This is a genomic window from Streptomyces sp. NPDC002788, assembly GCF_053592115.1.
Genome location: NZ_JBSFVB010000012.1, coordinates 143,360 through 162,914, shown reverse-complemented (window position 1 = coordinate 162,914; position 19,555 = coordinate 143,360). Strand labels below are relative to the sequence as shown.

Sequence of the window (19,555 nt, the reverse complement as noted above, 5' to 3'; positions counted from 1 at the left end):
TGCCGTCGCCACCGCGCCGGTCGACCGTGCGCACTTCTCCGCAGCTGCCGCAGGGGCGCCGGGGTTGTCGGTAGCAGCGCCGGCAGACCGGACCGTCCGCCAAGATCGCTTGGACTGGGGCTTGATCTCCGCACCCGACGCAGGTGCGCTCGGGGCGTGGGTGGCACCCCTGACAGCGGACGCTGCCGTCGGGCATGCGGTAGGTCGCGCGGCGTACGCGCCCGCACTGCCCGCATGTGGTGGCAACGTGCTTGCCGTAGCAGGTGCCGCAGAGCGGCCCGTTGGGGCCCCGGGCGTTGATCTTCATCTGTCGGTCGCAGCCTGAGCAGGTTTTCGGCGGCCGTACCCGACGAGCACAGGCCGAACAGCAGTGTCCGGCCGGGAGGCGATGTGTGAGTTGGCGCGAGGTCTTTCCGCAGCCGGCGCAGGTCGGCAGGGTGACCGGGCCGTGTCCGGCGTCCGCCAGGGCATGGGCGAGCCGCACCAGATTCTGCGGAGGTGTCGGGCCCGGATTCGTCAGGGCGTCTGGGTGATCCTGGAAATGGCGGGCAAGGGCGACGCAGGAACGTGCTGTGATCTTCCCTCGCTCCAGTGCCTGCGCTGCCTGTTCACCGGTCACCCCCGTGAGCCGAGCGGCCAGGTGGGCGACGACCTGTCGGTGGGCCTCGTCGAGGCGGAGAGGAGCGGTCATTCTGGGCCTGGACGCCGGATCGTCGTTCGACGCGCCCGCGGCCGGGGTACCGGCTGCTCGCCGGCGGTCTTGCGCACCTCAGCGTTGGCGACCTCCACCCGGATCAGGTCGTTGGGCTCACACGCGAGGATGTCGCACAGCGCGGCGAGCGTGTCCATGGACAGCCGTTGCGGTGTTTGGGTCACGAGACGAAACACCTGCTCGCGTGACAGATGCACGCCGCGTTCGGCCAGCAGCGGGACGAGTTCCGTGGTCTGGAACATGCCCTTCTCCGCCATCCGGATCCGTAGTTGCCAGTCGATGCCCATCTTCCTGATCATGTTTCCTGCCCCCATAGATCGCCGTGCCGGGCTTGCAGTGAGCGTCGCAGCAGCCGGTTTCGGAACTCGTCTGAGACGTGGCTGTAGATGGCCGTGGTGCTGGCGTAGGCGTGGCCGACCTGGTCCTGGACGAACTTCTCTGGATAACCGAACTCGATCAGATGGGTCACGTAGCTGTGCCGCAGCGAGTGCAGGTCCAGCTCAGCGGGCAGGTCGGCGGCCCGGCGTGCTGTCTCGAAGGCGTCGTTTAACCGCCGTAGGGACATCCGGTCGCGGCGCTCGGTGATCCAGAACGCCGGGTGCTTGCCCGGCACGAAAGCGGGGCGGACCTCGCTGACGTACTGGTCGAGAACGTCGACGATCCAGTCCATCTCCGGGACGGTCAAGACGCTGCGGCGCTTGGAGGGTCCGCCCTTGGAAGCCTTGCCGTGACGGACGAAGATCGCTCCGAAACGGCCGTAGTCGGCGACCTTGGGATTCCGGCGCAGGTCGCACAGGTCCAGGCCGCAGGCTTCCTGGCGCCGCAGGCCGAAGGCATAGACCGTTTTCAAGGCCATGGCGTCGCGAAGGGCCGCGAGTGAGCCCTTGCGTCGTCGTGCGCGGATCTCTTCAACACGGCCGTCGGCGGCGTCGAAAAGGGTCTGGACTTCGTCGTATGTGAGCGGGCGGCGTTCGGCGGCTCCTTCGTACTCGCTGGTGTGGGTGATCGTGTTCCACTCGTGCAGAAGCTGGACCGGAGCCCGACCGAATCGTTCGTTGCACGTGGACGGCCAGCCGTAGCGGGTGTCGGTGATGTAGTCGAAGAACAGCCGAAGGTCGTTCTGGTAGTTCCGTGCGGTCGACACCGCCAGCGGCCTGCCAGGCCGCCGGGTACGAAGATCGTCGAAGAATGCCTCCACCTCGGCGGGGTCCCATTGCCACGGGTACTCATTGGTAAATCGGGCCAGTCGACGGACCAGCGCGATCCGGGGGTTGATTGTCGACTCCCTCAAGAAGCGCGTGCGCTGCTGCAGTGCCCAGCCTTCCAACATCGCTTCTAGGACGACGGGTTCGGGGTCCAGGTGCACGACTCCGGCGGCGAGGACCAGGCGCGCGGCTCCAGGCATATCAACGACAGCACTCACGATGCATCTAACGCATCATCGTTGAGTCGGTAACGGGTGCCAGGTCAGCGCATCCCGACCAGCCACCGACCCGGCGCTAACCTGCTTACCAACTGCAGCTCAGCGAGTTGGCGCAGCGCGAGATGTGTTGCATTCGATGCAATACGGCAGCCTGCGAGCAGTTCCACGCCTTCGACGCCCACAACCCGCACGTCTACCGGGCCCTGGAACGCATGGCCGCTCGCCGCCTGGCCGCCGGCGCAACCCGGGTCAGCTTGAAGGACCTGTTCGAGGACCTGCGCCGCCAGCTCCCTCATGGGGTCGCCGGGCTGAACAACAACTACACCGCCCTCTACGCCCGCCGCCTGATCAGCGAACACCCTCACTGGGCTGCGGCGTTCGAGCTGCGCCGCCGCCGTGCCGCCTGAGACACCCCTCTCTTCCCTCGTCCCGCCGTCCACCGATACGGAGAACCCCTTCTTGTCCGCTCGTCCTCTCGTGCTCGTCGTTTCTGCCGGCGACGAGACCTACCGTGGCTACTGCCTGGAGCAGGTGGCCGCCGCGTACGACGTCGTCCTGCTCACCGGCACCGAGCCGTCGTGGGAGAAGCCGTTCATCGTCGACCACACCGTGGTCGATCTGAGCGACCCCGCAGCGCTGCTCGCCGGAGGCCGGGCGCTGGCCGAGCACCATGACCTTGCCGGCGTGGTCACCTGGGACGAGTGGCACCTCGTCCCCACCGCCCGCCTCGCCCGCGCGCTCGGGCTGTCCTCGACGTCCATCGAGGTGATGCGGGCCTGTCGCAACAAGGCCATCGCCCGGGCTCTGTTCGCCCGCCATGGCGTGCCCTCGGCCGCCTCGATGAGGGCGCGGACTCTACTGGAGGCTGGCCTGGCGACGATGACCCTCGGCCTGCCGGCGGTCATCAAGCCCGCGGCCTTCGCGGGCAGCATCGGCGTGATCCGCGTCGACCGGCCCGAAGAACTGCCCGCCGCGTTCGCGTTCGCCTCGGCCGGTGCGAGCCGCAGTCGCGAGGACACCGACGTCCTGGTCGAGGAGTACCTCGACGGGCCGGAATTCTCGGTCGAATGCGTCACCCACCGCGGAGCGACCACGGCGGTCGCCGTGACCCGCAAGCACCTGGGCCCCGCGCCGTACTTCGACGAGGCCGGGCACACCGTCGATGCCGCCGACCCGCTCCTGGCCCAGGTCGCCCCGGCCGCCGCTGCTGCGGTCAAGGCCCTCGGGATCACCGACGGTGTGCAGCACGTCGAGCTGCGCCTGGTGGACGGTCGGCCGCGGTTGATCGAGGTCAATGCCAGGATCGGCGGCGACATGATCGGCCACCTTGTCCGACTGGCCACCGGCATCGACCTGCCCCGGGCCGCCGCCGACCTCGCCTGCGGCCGAGCGCCGGACCTCACCTCGACCCGCAGCGGGGCCGCGGGCATCCGCATGCTCTATCCGGATACCTCCGGCACCCTGACCGCCCGGCACATCAACCAGCCTTTCGCCGCCCACACCCCCTGGCTGCGCCAAGTGCAGTGGATCCGCGAGATCCGCGACGAGCTCGTCGTGTCGCCCGACGGCGACCTGTTCACCGCCCGGGCCGGGTTCTACATCGTCACCGGCCGCACCACCGCCGAGGTCACCGAACGCCTCGACACCGCCGCCGACGAGATCACCGTCACCACGAGGGCAGACCGATGAACCCACAGCCCGATTCGCACCACGAGATCGACGGCGACGTCTACGTCTCCCCGCGCCACCTCGCCTCCACCACCGGAACCGGCGACCCCGCCCTCGCCCCGCTGCTCGACCTCGGCTGGGATTTCCAGCACGACGACCTCGGCAACGTGCACGTGACCGCCCCCGACCGGCGCGTGCGCCTGGGCTACCTGCCCGAAGGCGAGGACGACGGGCTCTGGCGCATCAACGCCTACAAGGACTCCTTCGGACCGCCGGCGTGGGGCGTCTGCTTTAACGACCGCGTTCCCACCGAACCGTTGACTGAACTAACTCCAACATTTTCGCAGGTCAGATAGCCTTTCTGCTAGCTTCCGTGGATGCTTGGACGTGAACCCGAGAGGGAGTTAGCAAGCTTCGTGCTGCCCGAGGCCGGACAGCTGGCGGAGACAGGAGATCGATGGAGACCGTTTGTCCTCTTGGACGCGGACGGTGTCGAGATCGAACCCGTGGCCGCCTTCTTCGCGGAGCTGCTGGCTTGTGACAAGTCAGCAGCCACGATCCGGTCATACGGAATGGATCTGCTGCGTTGGTGGCGCTTCCTGTGGGGCTGGGGGATTGCCTGGGATCGTGCAGCCCGGTCGGACGCTCGGAACTTCGCCCGCTGGATGCAGATCGCGAACAAGTCCGCACCGCTGCACTGGCGCCACCGACGGGCCATCCAGACGGAGACAACACCAAAGCCAGCCCGAGAGCAGCTGCCGCCCGGAGCCCCCAATCCGATCACAGGAAAGTCGTCCCCAGGGCCGAGATACGCGCCGACAACGCGAGCGCACTGCGAGACCGTCCTGCGGGCCTTCTACGACTTCCACCTCTCCGAGGGAACCGGCCCGATCCTGAACCCGTTTCCACTGGATCGCTCCCGGCGCCATGGCAGGGCACACGCTCACCACAACCCTGACGAGCGGTTTCGCCACGAACGACAGGGCCGCTACCGGCCGGCCATCCCCAAGCGAGCGCCTCGGCGGATCCCCGACGCGATGTTCAACGCGCTCTTCGCCGCGCTGAAGCACGACCGTGATCGAGCTCTGCTGGCCTTCTGGGTTTCCAACGGGGCTCGTGCTGAGGAACTGCTCACCAGTCGGCAACGCGACGCGCTGCCCGGCCAACAGGTCCTGGGGGTGGTCCGCAAGGGGAGCCGGGCCTATCAACAACTCCCCTGCTCAGCGGACGCTTTCGTCTGGCTACGGCTCTATCAGGAGAGCGCCTGGCGGGCTGGGGTCCCCCGCGGACAGAACGAGGGGCTGTGGTGGACGTTACGCCGCCCGTGGCGTCCCCTGAACTATCCGGCGGCCCGTGCGATGTTCAACCGGGCCAACAACTTGCTCGGTACAAACTGGACTCTCCACGATCTTCGACACACCGCCGCCTATCGGCTGGCGAGGGATCCGAAGATGCCGCTGACCGACGTGCAGTGGGTGCTCGGCCATGCACACCTGTCGACGACACAGCTCTATCTTCCGGCCGACCGGGACGAGGTGATCGAACACGTTCGGGCACACCATGCCCGACGGGCCAAGTCCGCCGAGCGGGTTCCACCGCCACCGGCGGCCGGTTACAACGCTGAATCCCTCAACAACCTCTTCGGGACTGCCTGGTGACACCTGCGGAGACGATGTCCGTCGCGACGCATGTCGCACCTCCCACGTCCCTGAGCCTGGCCGGAGAAGCATTGAGGGCCGTCGCCCTGCGCTTCCCGCCCAGACCTGCCGAGGACGACTGGGCGGCCACGGCAGGCACGCAGGCCGACATCCTGGCTCGTCTGCACCAGCCTCCCTTGCGGCCGGCGGACGTGAGGCACCACCGAGCCCGGATCCGCGGAGCTCGCCAGATCCTGCAGTGGCTGGACACCTTCCCGGGGGCCACCTGGCAGCAGCGGTGGAACGCCAGCCCCGCCAGCACACGTCCTGGCAACGACTGGGCGCGGTTGGCACCCAGTTGGATCGGGACCGCCGCGGGCCCCTCGCAACGGCAGACCTTGTCCGGCGGACTACTGAGTCTGATCTGTGCAGACGTCATCAGGCCAGCCCTCCCCTGGCTGCTCTCGCGAACCTCGGCCAACATGACCAGCCTGCGGATCGGGCTCATCCCTACCCGTGACCCGGAAGGATTCGCCCGGCTCGAAGCGATGATCGAACCTGCCACATGGTCCTCCAACGTCGGGCGCCCTGCCCTGCACGCGCTGGTCAAGATCGTTGCCGCCAAGGGCGGCACCTTGGCCGACATCACCGTCGGCGACGCCGTGGAGTATCTCGCCGCGCTCAAAGCAGCGAACGACAAATCCCGCGGCTACACCCTCTTCTACGCCTGGCTGCGGGAGTTGGGCACCCTCCCCGCAGAAGCACCCAGCTCACTGCGCTACCTGGCCAACACCAGCGGGCAGGTATCGATGGAACAGCTCATCGACCGGTTCGGCGTCCGCTGCCGCCCCATCAGAGATCTCTTGGTGGACTACCTCAAAGAGCGGCAGCCCGGTCTCGACTACACGTCCCTGAACAATTTATCCCGGCACCTGGCCAGCAACTTCTGGGGCGACCTGGAACAGCATCATCCGGGAATCGACTCTCTTCACCTGGCTCTTCATCACCGACGCCATCCGCAGCGGCCTTCCCCCGCACATCGCGCAGGTCATCGCCGGGCACACCAACATCAACACGACCATGGGATACAACGCCATCTACCCCAGCGAGGCCATCGAGGCCCATCGCGCGTTCATTGCCCGGCGCCGAGCACTCCGACCCAGCGAGGAGTACCGAACCCCAACCAACGAAGAATGGGATGCCTTCCTCGGACACTTCGAGCGACGCAAACTGTCCATCGGGATCTGCGCTCGCGCATTCGGAACTCCCTGCATCCACGAACACGCGTGCATTCGATGCTCCATGCTCCGACCGGATCCAGCTCAGAGACACCGCCTCGTCGAGATCCGCGACAACCTGATCGCCCGAATCACCGAAGCAGAACAGGAGGGATGGCTCGGTGAGATCGAAGGACTCCAAGTCAGCCTCGCCAGCGCAGAGGAGAAGATCACCCAGCTCGATGCAGAGCAAGTCCGTCAACGCCAAGTGATCGATCTCGGCATGCCGCGCTTCAGCCAGATCGCGACACGAATCAGTACGGCAAGAGGACCTTCAAGTTAGTCGAGCCTCATCCACGCGAATGATCTACACCACCCCGATCCAGGCCACGAGCCACGCCCTACGGGCGGCGGGCCAGCAAATGGGTGTCGAGGAAGCCCCGCTCGGACGCTGGGTCGTGGAGCAGCCGGGCGAACGTGACGAGTCCGGCCTCGGCGAGCAGCTCGGCGAACCGGTCCGCCGGCCAGCTATAGGCGGGCGTCACCTTGTGGTCGAAGCGGACCGGCTCCGGTCCCTCGGTCCCGAAGAAGGACACCAGGAGCAGGCCCCCTGGTGCCAGGACACGCACCTGTTCGGCGAGTAGCGCGGGCAATTCTCCAGGTGGGGTATGGATCATCGAGTAGTGGGCCAGCACTCCGCCGAGTGCGCCGTCCTCGGAGGGCAGGGCTTCCATTCGCGCTTCGTCGAATCGCAGCGCCGGATGGGCTCGCCGGGCGTGGGCGACCATCGCCGGGGAGAGGTCGAGTCCGAAGACGTCCAGCCCCAAGTCGTGCAGCATGGCCGTCAGATGACCGGGGCCGCACCCGACGTCGGCTGCCCGCAGGTTCCCCGAGGCACGAACGAGCTCGGCGAAGGTGCCGATCATGTTCCGCGCGAATGGCTGCGTCTCCAGCCGATTAGCGAACATCGACGCATACAGGTCGACGACCCCGTCATAGGCCGCCCTGGTCTCGTCCTGGTGTCTTAACACGGGAAGGAAACTAACACCCTGGCAGTTCGCAGCCGCTCTCCGGTCCCTCCTCTCAGGACTGATCGTCCCCTCACCTGAGCACGGGGCACCCTCGGTAGTTCAGAGAAGAGTTTGTCCAGGCGTTCACCACCATCCTGGCCACGGCGTACGAGCAGGGGCCGGATGCTTACCTGGCCCGGCCGATCTCCGGCATCGACGAGCACGATCCTTTCCTCGCGGTCGTGCCGCTTCTGAAGCAGGGCTGGGAGATCGACCGACCGCGCTGGGGCGTCTTCGCGGTCCGGGCCCCGGACGGGCTCGCCGGCATGGAGTTCACCACCGGCGACCTCGATCCGGAAACCGAACTGACCACGCGCGACGCGCGCTGGCAGCTGTGGGCGGGCAAGTCCGTCGACCGGCCCGTCTGGTACGCCACGGCCAGCACCGACACCCCGGTCGCCCTGCTCACCGCCGTCACCGAGTGCATCGCCGATCCGGCTCCCCTGCCCCGGTGGCGCGAGGCGACCTCCAGCTACATCAAGGGGATGGCCCAGCTCACCCCGATCCTCCCGCCGGGCCCGCCGGCTCCCACTCCGCTCGACGTGCAGCGGGCCGTCTCCTCCCGCCGTCCGGCTGCGCTGCCCGCGGCCAGCGTCCCGCGCTGGAGCACCACCAGCCGACCGGCCCTGCCCGGCCGCCGGTAGCTCCTGACCCGACCGGAGATCCTCCTTGTCCCTGCAAGCCCCTGAGTTCTTCGCCGAACTCCGCATCCCCTTTCACGACAGCACCGTCGTGGGCAACACCTACCTCGCCGTGCCGACTCCAGGCACGCACCTTCGGTTCCGAATCGACTTCACCCGCACCATCTATGCGGACACTTTCGGCGGTCTACGCCTTGCGGTCGTCCACCCGGACCGCGGCGAGATCGATGCGGTCAGCCTCAGCTTCCTGGACCACGGCACCTTCCACCGCCGAGACGTGGCCAGCAACAGGCCCCTGAACAATTCCACTCACGGCACCTTCAACAAGTACCACCGCGCCGGTCAACCACCGTGGGAGGGAGCCGAGTTCACCGGGCTTCGGGACGCCATCGAGCAATACACCGCTGTCTGGTTCCCGGGGGCATGGGCGGCGTCCGCGCCGAACCGCGCCGCCAGCAGGAGCACGCACACGGCTCCCGCCCCGCCGACCGCGCGCGGCGGCGCTCGCGCTCGCTGAGCCGCGCCCTTCCAACCCGGCAGTCCGTACTTTCTCCGCAGGAGCCCTGCCCATGCTCACCCACCCCCTTGAGAACCTCGACCCGGCCCAGAGCGTGCAGGTCCTGCCTCGTCACCTCGCTGGCCCCGGCGCCGTTGACCCTCGCGCCGCGTGGGCCTTCCCCTTCGAGGAGGGCTGGCCGTTCGCCCAGACCGAAGCAGGCACGGCCGTCGCGTTCAGCCCGTGCCTACGCCTGCAGACCACCTTCGACCCCCAGCCCGACAAGCCCGGCAAGGGCACGTGGACCATCAACGCACACCGGGCCCCGTTCACCTCGCCGGCCTGGCGGATCACCTTCGACGCCACCACCCCCGCCGAAATGCTGCACGACGTCCACAGCGAGCTGCTCGACCTCTATCTCGAAGACAGGCACAGCGACCAGGACCGGCTGCTCCCGGACGAGACGGCACCGTACGAGGCGTACGCGCCGCTACTCACCCGCGGCTGGAGCCACGCCGTCAAGACCGACGGCACCCAGACCTTCCTCACCCCGGAGGGACTCGGCGGTGTACGCCACCGCTACGCCACCGTCGGTTCCAGCGAGCTGGCCTGGCGGGCTTGGGGTGGGTACCCCAGCGAGCCGCACTGGACGGCGCGTTTCTCGTTCGGTACGCCCACCACGCTCGTCGCCGCCTTCACCGCCTCGCTCATCTCCACCGAACCGCTGCAGCGCACCGTCCAAGACGTCCCCGTCCAGACCCGCCGCGCCCTCTACGTCGCCACACCGACAGGCAAGCAACAGCACGGCAGCACGCCCGTCCCCCCGACACCTCCCGCCCCGGTCTCTGGCCGCAGCCGATGACCTTCCCCGTCCCCTGTCCCAAGGAGTCCTCCTTCTCGTGCATGCACGGTTGGTCCGATCCGCTGCTGCTGTCGCCGTCATGGCGGCCGGCACCCTGACCTGGGCGCGGGCCGCGAGCGCCGAGCCCTCCGAACCGACCCCCTCGGCATCGGCCGCCTCTGCCGAGACACCGGCCCCGGACGCGGGCAGCGTCGAGATGACTGCGAAGGATGCGGCCGGAGATCCCCTGCCCGGCGCCGTGTTCCTACTGCTCGACTCCACCGGCCAGGAAACCGGACGCGGGAAGACCGATGCCCAAGGAAAGCTGACCTTCCCCGCCCTCGCGCCGGGCGTCTACCGGCTCAAGCAGACGGCCTCCGGCAGCCCGCTACACGAGGTCGTCGCCGACCAGGACGTCATCGTGACCCCCGGCACCGCCACCCGGCTGACGATCACCGACCCGTTCAAGGCCGCCAAGGTCCTCCTGCAGGCCAAAGACGACAAGACCGGCAAGCTCCTGCCCGGCGCGACCGTGAACATCGGCACCGGCACGTCGACGCTGCTCACCCTGACCACGGGCGCCAAGGGCACGGCCTCCGGAGAACTGCCCGTGTCGAGCCGCAGGACTCAGTTCTGGTCAAGGAAATCAAGGCCCTCGCCGGCTACGGCCTCTACAAGCCGACGAAGACGTTCACCGCGGGCCCCGGCGCCCCGGTGACCGTGACCGTCACCAACGCCAAGACAGCCACCGACCCGAAGCCCGACCCCTCAGACAAGCCGACGCACAAGCCCAGCGACTCCCCGTCCAGTCCGGGCAAGCCGAGCAGCGGTACCGGAGGGGCCACGCCCTCCGCCTCGGGCAGCGACACACCGGATCCCGTCTCCTCGCCCGTGGCCGCGACCCCGGTCAGGGACTCCATGCCGAAGGCGCCGACGGGCTCCCTCGCCCACACCGGAGCCGACGCCACACCGTGGCTGATCGGCGGCGCGGCCGTGCTAATCGCAGCGGGGGGAGGCGTTCTCCTTCTGGCACGCCGCAGCCGCACGGACAGTCCCACCGACGACTCCACCGAGAGCTGACCCGCCCTCCACACCTCTCCACGACTCCGAGCCCCCGGATTCCCCAGCCTGGAATCCGGGGGCTCTGTCATCCTCGAGCGCGCGCGGGCCTCATTACGCTGCCGCAGTGATCGATCCCTCTTCGCTCTCCGGCGACCCCTCCGAGCTGCACCTGCGCATCTCACCGCATCCCCACGTGGTCGGATGTGAACCCACCTGGCTCAAGCGGTGACGCTGGCTTGTCACGAGGGCGAGCGCGGGCGCTTCTTGGTCACCCATGTGGTCCTGGACAACTCGTCCGCCTTGCTGATCGCTAGACGTTTCACCTCAGCTACTGAACTTGATTGGGTGATGTCGGGGCGGTTCGCCTGACGGCGGCCGGGCGGTGCCGGTAGCTCTGGGGTCCGTGAGGTACGCGCAGGGCGGCGGGTTGACCGAGGCCGAGAGGGCAGCGCGAGAGCGGGTGCGGCTACAGGCCGTGGAACGCTTTGAGCGTGGGGAGAAGAACCGGGAGATAGCCGTCGCGCTGCGGGTGAGCGAGCGGTCGATCGAGCGGTGGCGTCGGGGATGGCGTGAGCAGGGCGAGAGGGGAGTGCTGTCCAGGGGCTCGCCTGGTCGGTCCAAGCTCAGCGATGCCCAGGTCGCGCGGTTGGAGCGGGAGTTGGAGCGCGGCCCGTTGGTGCACGGGTGGGCGGATCAGCGGTGGACGCTGGCGCGGGTGAAGACGCTGATCGGTCGGCTGTTCCACGTCTCCTACACGGTGGAGGGCACCTGGGGGCTGCTGAAGCGGCACGGCTGGTCGTGGCAGCAGCCTGCGCGGCGGGCGATCGAGCGCGACGATGGAGCGGTAGAGCTGTGGAAGAAGGAGGTCTGGTCGCGGGTAAGAGCACCGCGGCGGCACTCGGCGCCTGGATCGTCTTCCAGGACGAGGCCGGGCAGTCGATGACGCCGCCGCGCGCCAGGACCTGGGGACGTATCGGCCGCACACCGGTGGTGCGGGTGCGCGGCCGGGGCTCCGGTCGGGTGTCGATGGCCGGGATGGTCTGCTACAAACCCGGCCAGCGTTCAAGGCTGATCTACGCCGTGCGCGAGTACCACGGCCGCAAGGACGAGCCGAAGGGCTTCGGCTGGAAGGATCTGCGCAACCTGCTGGTGCGCGCCCGCATCCAGCTCGGCGGGCCGATCGTGCTGGTGTGGGACAACGTACGCCTGCACCTGACTGTCGGCATGCGGGAGTTCATCGCCGCGAACGCACATTGGCTCACCGTCTTCCAGTTGCCCGCCTACGCGCCGGACATCAACCCGCAGGAAGGTATCTGGGCACTGGTCAAGCGTGAGATCGGCAACCTCGCCGCCGCTGACCTCGCCCAGATCACTAGAGCCGTCAAGCGCCGGCTCAAGCAGATCCAGTACCGCCCCGATCTGGTAGACGCCTGCCTCGCCGCCACCGGACTGATCGCGGACGGGTGACGCAGTGGGTCACCCGGACGCTCGCAGGCGGGAGTATTCGATGGCAGGCCACGGCTCCTGGCTGACAGGCTGTGGCCATGAGTCCCGAGTCCAACGGCGTGTCTGGCATTTCTTGGCTGGGTAACCCGATAGACGCGCGTGCGCTATTCGGTCAGGAGCTCAGGTCGCTGCTCGATACTCTGCGTGGTCTGAGACCCTCCGACTGGAGCAGGACGGCAGCCGGGCGCTGGACGGTGCACGATGTTGCCGCCCATCTCCTCGGTGACTACTACGGCCGCCTCGGCCACGGCTACCGGAACGGCTTCGCCGATGGCGAGACGCTCGAGGCGTTCATCCACCGCACGAATCAGGAATGGGTCGAGCTGCACGCCGATGACAGCCCTGCTTCGCTCATCGACGCCCTGGCAGCGGCAGGCATCCAGCTCGCCCAGCGATTCGCCACAGCCAACCTTGACGCTCCCGCCCTGGGCGTGTCGTGGGCAGGCGTCGACCCCGCGCCGGCGTGGCTGGACATCGCCCGGGAGTTCACCGAGCACTGGACTCACCGGCAGCAAATCCGCCACGCCATCGGCCGCGACACCGACCCGGAGCCGCGTGCCCTGGCCATGGTCCTCGATACCTTCATGCGGGCCCTGCCCCACACGCTCCGCCGCACGTCAGCACCAATCGGGGCGCAGGTCCAGGTGATCGCCGAGGGCCCTGCCGGCGGCGGCTGGACGGCGACTGCCACTGCGGACCGATGGTCGTTGTCCGAAGCGCCGAGCGGCCGACCAACCGCAGTCGTATTGCTGGATACAGAGACTGTCTGGCGATTGTCTACGCGGAACATCGATCCTGCGGATGCCTTGTCCCGCGCCCATGTGCAAGGAGATCGTCGGCTCGCCGAAGCCGCGTGCCAGATCGTGTCCATCATCTACTGACCCGACGCTGGCCTCGCCGGCTTCCACCGTGCCTGACACCAACAGCGCCAGCGATGGGCACCGACATCACGCATTCAACTTCAGTAGCGGCGGATACATGGTGTCCTTGGTGATCGGGTCCTTTTCTCTCTTGAGTAGATCGCTTAGGGGGCGCTTCCAATGCGCGGGAATGCGGACCGTCCAGGCTGTAGCGGGCCACGCTTTCCCTGGTGCGTTGCGTTGCGGGAACCGAATACTGAGAGTCGTGATCTTGGCCAGGTCATCTGCTGCCAATACACGGCCACGAAACTGCATCTGCCGCCGGGAGTAGCTGGCGATGAGGCCGCCTACGAGGAAGCATCCCCGCTGGGCGCGCATTCGGGGGTCGAGGTCCTGTGGATCAATGACTGCCACTCGGCCCGTCCAGCTCGATTTGGCGTACTGCTCGCCGCGTGCAGCGTCTGCCCATTCCAACTGGTGTTGGTCGGAAAGGTCGATGGTGTCTATCTCACCGCTTCCGCTTGGGTGGAGCTGGATCATAAACAGTCGGCCGTCCAGATCATGGTCCTGATCCACGGCGAAGAAAAGGGATTCCAGCGGGGACTTCGACACGTCGATGAGCCGGGTCGGGATGCCATGATGCTGCAAGAGGCCCAGGAGTTGTCCGTCCGTCATCAGCCGTCCAAGCCCTTGTCGTCTCATGACTTGCAGTATGTGTTCCTCCACCTTGGCCATCCTGTATTCGGTGACTCTTGACACTGAGGCGCTAAGGACTCGGAAGAGGCTAGAGGAGAGACCGTGATCAGCATTGGACTGCCCCCGATAGAAGATGTTCTCGGCCGACGAGTGAGGCAGCACGGGACAGCCCGCCGTGTGACTACTTTCTGCTCCTTCCCTGAGCCATTCCCACAGGCTTTCTGGCGTGTCATTCAGTCCAATCTGTGAGTTGATCTCACGTTCTGCAAAAAATTCTCCAGCCAACGAACAGGCAGCACGCGGGCGCACCATGGCGCGCGTGCCGCCGCCTCGATTACGGCCAGCCGTCTGGTACGAGTCAGCAGACATGCTCGAAGAATAGGTGAGCGAGGCTGGCCTACCGCGCAATGAGAGGCGCCTCAGCGCCAGGAAACGGCAGAGAAGCGAACCTCGGAACCTACTGACGGGTCACTCGTCCTTTGGTGTCCGGGCTACGACTCCGGTGCCGAGTCTCGCGGGTGGCCACCACTTGGCCATCGGTCATGAGATTCGGCTAGGGAATCCGAGATCCCAGAAGTGTGTAGGTTCTCACTTTCGACGTCATGTGCCGACGCTGCGACCTGGACGTTCCCCCCCTCAGTCTCACGACATGTCGGCAGGCGGCTGTCTCAGAGCGGTGTCATTTCCTCGGGCTCTCCAGCTGCCTCCACCACTCTCCAGGGCGTCACGAACCTGCATCGGCAACCATCCGTTCCACCCACTCATGCACCTTCACTGCTCGCTCGATGCGGCTGAGGATGTCCTTCTTGGACGCCGTGTCCCAAGGTCTCCGGGATCTTGTCGAAGGTGTCGGGAAGAACGTTGAGGAGACCCCAGATCTGTTCGCCGGTGCTGACGGTCAGCAGTTGCTGGCACCTCCACTGCAGCGGCGTCTCGGGCCGGTGCGTGAGCCACTGCACGAGTGTCGGGAACAGGTAGTGCGTCGCATCTGCGGCGAGGTGCTCTCGAAGCCAGTCGACCGGGAGCCGCTGGCTGAAGCCGTGCATGGCGGCCTCCTGGGCCAGGTCCCAGAGCTGAGCGGTGTCGACGGCTCGGACGGTGCGGGGAAGGGTCGGGGCCGCCGAGATGATCCCAAGAAGCCTCCGCGGCGCCGAGAGGTCAGATTGGCCGGGACGCGATCTGCGGACGGGCAGAAGCCCAGACTTCCTCGAACTCCTCGGAGGCGAGTTGTTCGGGGTCGTGGCCTTCCCATACCGAAACGGGCAGCTCGGCTGTGCTGCCGAACCTGCTGTCGTACTCACCGAGGCGGCCTGCGTCGCGGGCCCGCTGCCACTCGGCGAGGGAGGCAGCTGTGATCGGGATCAGCTCAGGCCCCTTCGAGTCCGACCGCCGAGTCACCCGCGGGTGTCCGTAGCGGGCCAGGGCCGCACGGGAGGAACAGTAGGGCCGGGCTCGGACATCGCCGAGTCACTGCCGTCGGTGTCGTCCGGGTACAGGCGGCGGTTGAGGAGGCGGCCGAGCGTGTGCACGGCGGTCTGGATCGCCAGGCGGTCGGCGGCCGTGAGCTGGGGGCCCAGCTGCGGGTGGTCGCTGCTCACGGCGGTCCATCCGGCGGGCTCGAAGGGATCGGGGTCGAACCTGACGCTGAAGGTCTCTCGGGAGCCTGACAGGCCGAGGGTCAGCTCGACGCCGTGGATCACGGCCTGGCCCTCGCCCCCGACGGGGACGGCGGTCCGAAACGCCGTCAGATGCTCTTTGCGGGGGGTGTCCAGTTCCGCCCAGTGCTTCTGCGCGGCCTCCTGGGCCGCAGCCAGTAGCGCGAGAAGGCTCTCGCCCGCGTCCACCTTCCGGTCGGAGTTGGTGGAGTCCTCCAGCAGGATGCCGATGCGGTCCAGGGCGATGCTCAGGTGCCAGGCGGCCCAAGTCGCCCAGTCGGGCCGGCAGGTGAGCATCGCGGGCCGGACTAGGGACCATGCGTGCTGGGCGAGTTCCCGCACGGGCTCGGCGGTGAGCGGTGCGTAGGGCGGAAGGATGCCGACGCCTACGGCTGTCTTGTCGGTGGGTTCGACGCCGCGGGCGCGCAGGTCATCGTAGACGGTGTCGCGGGAGACGTCGGCGGCGCGGGCGAGTTCGGCGACGGTGCGGGTGCCCGCCCACCAGGCGGCGGCCATCAAGTCGGCGCGGTTGTCGGCGAGGCGGTCGCGGCGGGTGGCCCAGCCGCGCAGAGCGGCCAGCGCCGCGCCGCGCACGTCTGTCGGTTCGGTGTCGAGTGGGTCGACAGTGGAGTCTATGCCCCTCACGGTATGTCGAGCGATTCGACATGTCGACTGGTTCGACGCTTTCGGGGTCTTTCCGGGAAGCAGAGTTGACGATTCGTGACCTGTCTGACCGGAGTTGGGCCGTGTCTCACTGAAGATGGACGGAGGCTGGTCCGTCTCACCGAAGGTGGACAGCAGGCGCGCGACCGGCTCGAAAGTGGAAGGGCCAGAGTGCCCTCGTCTGGGGAAAGCGCCGTCCGTGCGATACGTGTCGCGCTACTGTCCCCACCTTGCCCCACTGACATGTTGGGAGATGACGATGGACCGGACAGAGCTAAAGGCCAAGATCGACGAGCTGATGCGCCAGTACGACGAGGAGGAGATTGACGGCGCAACCTACGCCCAGGCGATGATGGAGTTGACCACCTCCGCCCAGGAGTGATGACCGGTCCGCAGTTGATCCCCTCGTCATAGGTGAGCAGCCGACCCATCTCACCGAAGGTGTACAGATGCGCGGTACCGCTGGTCACGCCTGATCTATCGAGTACTTGGCCAGAGCCTCGGCGTCAGCGCGAGGCTACGGTCGTCTCACCGGCAGGCGCCTCTCCGGTGTCGGCGCACCATCGACGGTGAGTTCCGACTCCATCCCCACTCTCGAGTTGGAGTTGCCCCCCGGCAGCACGATGCTCCCGCCCAAGACGCCGACGGGAGCACACCCGCAACGCTTCCACTCGAATGAGGTGCATGCAGCGACCTGCGAATCTCATCTCGGTGTCGGATCCGACTTCCATCCGACATCGACAGTGAGATTCCGACACGAAATTTGAGACCCTACAAAGTGAGACAGGACAAGTTCGCCGGGGGCAGACGGGAAAGATCGTGGAAAGACTGGCCAACGGGCGCGAGGGCATGTCAACGTAGACGACCTTGCAAGAAACCCCAGGTCAGAGAGGTGATTGCCCGTGACCGTAGCCCCTGCGGGCCCCGGTTTCTCCACCACCGTCGAAGCCCTGCGACCGCGGGAGTGGCAGCCCGGCCCCGGTCAGCCGACCCTGGTCATGGACCAGTTCTCCGCCGAGGACTTCCACCTGATCGTCGATGATCGCGCGGACGTGCACGTCAGCTCCAAGGACGGCCGGTTCTACCTCGGCTGGTTTCCGCTCGGCCGCCCCGGCACGGATGGCGAGGGATGGAAGATCGCTGTCACCGGAACCGCCAAAGTCCGCGGCTACCACCTGTCGTTCGATACCGAGACGCCGGCCAACATCGTCGCCGCCACCGTAGCGAGTGTGCTGGAGACCTCACGCCGCCTCTGACAGCGCGGACACCGAAACGTAGTGCCCGCCCTGTGAGTGCTGGCCGTACCGAATGCCGGCCCGTTCTACTGCCCCCGTCTCCCTCGAACCCCAGGAGGCTGTCCGTGACGTCCCCGGAGATGACCGTCGGCGATCTCATCGACCTGTTGTCCGGCTGCGACCGGAGTGCTCCGGTCCGCCAGGCCATGAACCCCTTCGCCCCGATGGCGCACCGCTTGGCGCAGGTCCTGCAGTCGGTCGACGAGACCGGCCAGACCGTCGTCTACCTCGCGGAAGGACCGGACCCGGACGCCCAGCTCGGCCACCTTCCGCCGGAGGTCGCCATCGCGCTGACGTGGCAGGGCCCCGTCCAGGCGCCCCCGCGCCGCCCCCGTCGCCGCGCCGGCGGCAACTAGACCCGCACCGAGCCCTTGGAGGCGCCCCTGTACCCCGACTTCCCGCCCGACTCGTCCACCCCGCGCGGCGGCCAGCCCGCGTTCTGGGTCGGCCCCCGGCACATGGCCGGTGACGATGGACGCCTCTACGACGTCGTCGCCGACGCGCTCGCCGGCCTGGGTTGGACGAGCCTGACGATCGTCCGCGGAAGGCACGAGCTGGACGAGACCCCGGAGGACCGCCAGGTCCTGCGCAGCACCGTCCTGCACGTCAGTCCCGACGCCTTGCGCTGGGCTCAGTGGGGCGTGGCGGACGAGCCGTTCCACCTGGGCGAGCTGCCGATCGCCTGGCAGATCTCCGCCCGAGCCGAGGCGAGCAGCCCGCTCGCCCAGTGGTCGGCCTACTTCACCCGTGACGTCCCCGGCGAGGCGGTGGTCGACTTCCTCGTCGCGCTCGACGCAAGCGACCAGCCTGCTGTGCCGCTCGCCGGATCCGAGCTGGTCCTTGACGCAGTCGCCGCCCACGGATGGTTCCGCGACATCGACCAACCCCAGGCGGCGGCGACGGACCCGACGTTCACCTCACACATCAGCCTCGGCGAGGTCCCGCCCCTCATCCAGGATGCCGACCCGCGGGCCCTGTCCGCCGAGGACGACGAGACGGGACTGGCCGGATGGCAGGCGTGGGCCGAGCCCGCGCTCGGCGCACCGTGTCTGTGGGCGGCATCGTTCGCCGCCAGCGTCCCGCACGATCTCGTCGCCGCCTTCGCCGCCTCCCTCAGCTCGACCGCACCGGTCCTGCGGCGGGTACTGCCCGAGGCCACCCAGGAGCGCCTCCTGCGCGCGCCGGTCATCTAACGTCCCGCGCACCACTATCGACGATCGCAGTCCGGCACCCTCCCAGTTGGGGGGTGCCGGACTTTCTTGCTTCGCGGGTGAAGTGGCCCGGTCTTCGATGCCCAGGAAGAATTGCCGCCTGTTGATGGAACGATGCAGGATGCGGCAATGCACCCCAGCCCCGGCGTCTTAATGGTCATCGCTCTCATCGTCGCCGTGACGAGCGCGTTGACGGTCCGTTCACGCCGCAAGCGCACGGCTGCCCTCGCGGCGCAGTGGCAGGCATTTCAGCAGCACCGAAGCTCCGGGCATGGGCAACCCCTCCAGGTGACGCGGGTCTACCAGCACGGCCGCCGTGGCTCCAAAGCTGTCGTGACCTGGTGCGACACCGGGCGGCAGCAGGACGCCTGGTTCTGGAACTGGCACGTTCCCGCAGGCGCGTACCTGCTCGTGAACGCCTCCAGCGGCTATGGGCCGCACAGTCATAACCCGAACGTGCTCTACGTCCCGGCCAGGTCCGAGCCTGGGTACCAGGCCAAGCCGCTCGCGCCGTGCCCGCTTGATCCCCGGCCACACCCCGGGGCACGTCGCTTATGTCATCGCCTCGGGCGGCCGGCGGCTGATCGCGTTCGGAGACGCCCTGCACTCGCCGATCCAGGTGACCCACCCCGAGTGGTCCGCGGCCTCCGACCACGACTCCGCGCAGTCCGCCGACTTCCGCCGTCGCCTCGTCGCCGAGCTCCAGGAGCCCGGCACGATCGGATTCGGCATCCACTTCGCCGACGTCGTGTTCGGAACCGTTCACCAGGACGGCGACCGTCCTGTCTGGCGTCCGTGCGATTGACCATCACGGAGGCTTCCCTCCATGGTGCAGCCTGACGATCCGCAGTTCGGTTCGGGTCGGGGTCCGGCGCGCACGGGAGGAGAGGCAGGCCGCCCCC

The 19,555-nt window shown here is 67.7% G+C and carries 18 protein-coding genes and 5 pseudogenes; 16 read left to right on the top strand and 7 right to left on the bottom strand.

Annotated features, from left to right (window positions below):
* Positions 1-687: 687 nt before the first annotated feature.
* Together ACWD1U_RS23035 and ACWD1U_RS23030 are read right to left on the bottom strand one after the other, a co-directional pair.
* Complete coding sequence (locus ACWD1U_RS23035) at positions 688-1,011, bottom strand: helix-turn-helix domain-containing protein (RefSeq protein WP_451110070.1); 324 nt, start codon at positions 1,009-1,011, stop codon at positions 688-690.
* A complete protein-coding gene (locus ACWD1U_RS23030; protein ID WP_451110068.1) occupies positions 1,008-2,135 on the bottom strand; it encodes a tyrosine-type recombinase/integrase in 1,128 nt (375 codons plus the stop codon). The genes ACWD1U_RS23035 and ACWD1U_RS23030 overlap by 4 nt, the downstream gene beginning before the upstream one ends.
* Positions 2,136-2,257: 122 nt before the next feature.
* On the opposite strand from ACWD1U_RS23030, the gene ACWD1U_RS23025 reads away from it, so the two are divergent.
* From ACWD1U_RS23025 to ACWD1U_RS23005, 5 genes and pseudogenes are all read left to right on the top strand, one after another.
* The gene (locus tag ACWD1U_RS23025; protein WP_451110066.1) at positions 2,258-2,542 is read left to right on the top strand and encodes a hypothetical protein; all 285 of its coding nucleotides are present in this window, start codon (positions 2,258-2,260) and stop codon (positions 2,540-2,542) included.
* Positions 2,543-2,594: 52 nt separating this feature from the next.
* On the top strand, positions 2,595-3,824 hold the full coding sequence (locus ACWD1U_RS23020; RefSeq protein WP_451110065.1) for an ATP-grasp domain-containing protein: 1,230 nt from the start codon (positions 2,595-2,597) through the stop codon (positions 3,822-3,824).
* Positions 3,821-4,135 (top strand): annotated as a pseudogene (locus tag ACWD1U_RS23015) (DUF317 domain-containing protein); the annotation flags it as partial. The gene ACWD1U_RS23020 and the pseudogene ACWD1U_RS23015, both read left to right, overlap by 4 nt.
* Positions 4,136-4,279: 144 nt before the next feature.
* Positions 4,280-5,461, top strand: coding sequence for a tyrosine-type recombinase/integrase (locus tag ACWD1U_RS23010; RefSeq protein ID WP_451110064.1), 1,182 nt, complete (start codon positions 4,280-4,282; stop codon positions 5,459-5,461).
* 1,059 nt (positions 5,462-6,520) lie between these two features.
* Complete coding sequence (locus tag ACWD1U_RS23005; protein ID WP_451110062.1) at positions 6,521-7,000, top strand: integrase; 480 nt, start codon at positions 6,521-6,523, stop codon at positions 6,998-7,000.
* Between the two features lie 58 nt (positions 7,001-7,058).
* Here the strand turns inward: ACWD1U_RS23005 and ACWD1U_RS23000 are convergent, their stop codons facing one another.
* Positions 7,059-7,688: a class I SAM-dependent methyltransferase gene (locus ACWD1U_RS23000; protein WP_451110060.1), complete on the bottom strand. Its 630-nt coding sequence runs from the start codon at positions 7,686-7,688 to the stop codon at positions 7,059-7,061.
* Between the two features lie 107 nt (positions 7,689-7,795).
* Between ACWD1U_RS23000 and ACWD1U_RS22995 the strand changes: the two are divergent.
* The 6 genes and pseudogenes from ACWD1U_RS22995 to ACWD1U_RS22970 form a co-directional block, all read left to right on the top strand.
* Positions 7,796-8,371: pseudogene (locus ACWD1U_RS22995) on the top strand (DUF317 domain-containing protein); the annotation flags it as partial.
* A gap of 25 nt (positions 8,372-8,396) precedes the next feature.
* Positions 8,397-8,885 (top strand): hypothetical protein, encoded by a 489-nt coding sequence (locus tag ACWD1U_RS22990; protein WP_451110059.1) that lies wholly within the window; start codon positions 8,397-8,399, stop codon positions 8,883-8,885.
* Positions 8,886-8,937: 52 nt separating this feature from the next.
* The gene (locus ACWD1U_RS22985) at positions 8,938-9,726 is read left to right on the top strand and encodes a DUF317 domain-containing protein (protein WP_451110057.1); all 789 of its coding nucleotides are present in this window, start codon (positions 8,938-8,940) and stop codon (positions 9,724-9,726) included.
* Between the two features lie 37 nt (positions 9,727-9,763).
* Positions 9,764-10,785, top strand: a pseudogene (locus ACWD1U_RS22980) (SpaA isopeptide-forming pilin-related protein).
* Positions 10,786-11,170: 385 nt separating this feature from the next.
* A protein-coding gene (locus ACWD1U_RS22975; RefSeq protein ID WP_451110055.1) for an IS630 family transposase occupies positions 11,171-12,234 on the top strand; the annotation gives its coding sequence in 2 pieces (ribosomal slippage) (positions 11,171-11,618 and positions 11,618-12,234; 1,065 coding nt in all).
* Between the two features lie 77 nt (positions 12,235-12,311).
* Positions 12,312-13,154 (top strand): maleylpyruvate isomerase family mycothiol-dependent enzyme, encoded by an 843-nt coding sequence (locus ACWD1U_RS22970; RefSeq protein WP_451110053.1) that lies wholly within the window; start codon positions 12,312-12,314, stop codon positions 13,152-13,154.
* Between the two features lie 66 nt (positions 13,155-13,220).
* Here the strand turns inward: ACWD1U_RS22970 and ACWD1U_RS22965 are convergent, their stop codons facing one another.
* The 4 genes and pseudogenes from ACWD1U_RS22965 to ACWD1U_RS22950 all read right to left on the bottom strand — a co-directional run bounded on the left by ACWD1U_RS22965 (position 13,221) and on the right by ACWD1U_RS22950 (position 16,129).
* Positions 13,221-14,198 (bottom strand): FRG domain-containing protein, encoded by a 978-nt coding sequence (locus ACWD1U_RS22965; protein ID WP_451110052.1) that lies wholly within the window; start codon positions 14,196-14,198, stop codon positions 13,221-13,223.
* A gap of 355 nt (positions 14,199-14,553) precedes the next feature.
* Positions 14,554-14,875 (bottom strand): annotated as a pseudogene (locus ACWD1U_RS22960) (hypothetical protein).
* A gap of 112 nt (positions 14,876-14,987) precedes the next feature.
* A pseudogene (locus ACWD1U_RS22955) lies at positions 14,988-15,206 on the bottom strand (hypothetical protein); the annotation flags it as partial.
* A gap of 17 nt (positions 15,207-15,223) precedes the next feature.
* The gene (locus ACWD1U_RS22950; protein WP_451110050.1) at positions 15,224-16,129 is read right to left on the bottom strand and encodes a hypothetical protein; all 906 of its coding nucleotides are present in this window, start codon (positions 16,127-16,129) and stop codon (positions 15,224-15,226) included.
* 277 nt (positions 16,130-16,406) lie between these two features.
* Here ACWD1U_RS22950 and ACWD1U_RS22945 point away from each other — a divergent pair, with 277 nt between their 5' ends.
* The 5 genes from ACWD1U_RS22945 to ACWD1U_RS22925 all read left to right on the top strand — a co-directional run bounded on the left by ACWD1U_RS22945 (position 16,407) and on the right by ACWD1U_RS22925 (position 19,458).
* Positions 16,407-16,529, top strand: coding sequence for a hypothetical protein (locus ACWD1U_RS22945; protein WP_261679182.1), 123 nt, complete (start codon positions 16,407-16,409; stop codon positions 16,527-16,529).
* Between the two features lie 520 nt (positions 16,530-17,049).
* Complete coding sequence (locus ACWD1U_RS22940; protein WP_451110048.1) at positions 17,050-17,403, top strand: DUF317 domain-containing protein; 354 nt, start codon at positions 17,050-17,052, stop codon at positions 17,401-17,403.
* 104 nt (positions 17,404-17,507) lie between these two features.
* Positions 17,508-17,798 (top strand): hypothetical protein, encoded by a 291-nt coding sequence (locus ACWD1U_RS22935; RefSeq protein WP_185015125.1) that lies wholly within the window; start codon positions 17,508-17,510, stop codon positions 17,796-17,798.
* Between the two features lie 15 nt (positions 17,799-17,813).
* Positions 17,814-18,635 carry a DUF317 domain-containing protein gene (locus ACWD1U_RS22930; protein WP_451110046.1) on the top strand — a complete coding sequence of 274 codons (822 nt, stop codon included), beginning with the start codon at positions 17,814-17,816 and terminating at the stop codon, positions 18,633-18,635.
* A gap of 538 nt (positions 18,636-19,173) precedes the next feature.
* The gene (locus ACWD1U_RS22925) at positions 19,174-19,458 is read left to right on the top strand and encodes a hypothetical protein (protein WP_451110044.1); all 285 of its coding nucleotides are present in this window, start codon (positions 19,174-19,176) and stop codon (positions 19,456-19,458) included.
* Positions 19,459-19,555: the final 97 nt, after the last annotated feature.

What these genes read in the sequence shown, in the direction of transcription:
- ACWD1U_RS23035 (WP_451110070.1), bottom strand. Translation starts at nt 1,011, where the DNA reads ATGATCAGGAAGATGGGCATCGACTGGCAACTACGGATCCGGATGGCG.
- ACWD1U_RS23025 (WP_451110066.1), top strand. Translation starts at nt 2,258, where the DNA reads ATGTGTTGCATTCGATGCAATACGGCAGCCTGCGAGCAGTTCCACGCC.
- ACWD1U_RS23005 (WP_451110062.1), top strand. Translation starts at nt 6,521, where the DNA reads ATGGGATACAACGCCATCTACCCCAGCGAGGCCATCGAGGCCCATCGC.
- ACWD1U_RS22985 (WP_451110057.1), top strand. Translation starts at nt 8,938, where the DNA reads ATGCTCACCCACCCCCTTGAGAACCTCGACCCGGCCCAGAGCGTGCAG.
- ACWD1U_RS22970 (WP_451110053.1), top strand. Translation starts at nt 12,312, where the DNA reads ATGAGTCCCGAGTCCAACGGCGTGTCTGGCATTTCTTGGCTGGGTAAC.
- ACWD1U_RS22965 (WP_451110052.1), bottom strand. Translation starts at nt 14,198, where the DNA reads ATGTCTGCTGACTCGTACCAGACGGCTGGCCGTAATCGAGGCGGCGGC.
- ACWD1U_RS22945 (WP_261679182.1), top strand. Translation starts at nt 16,407, where the DNA reads ATGGACCGGACAGAGCTAAAGGCCAAGATCGACGAGCTGATGCGCCAG.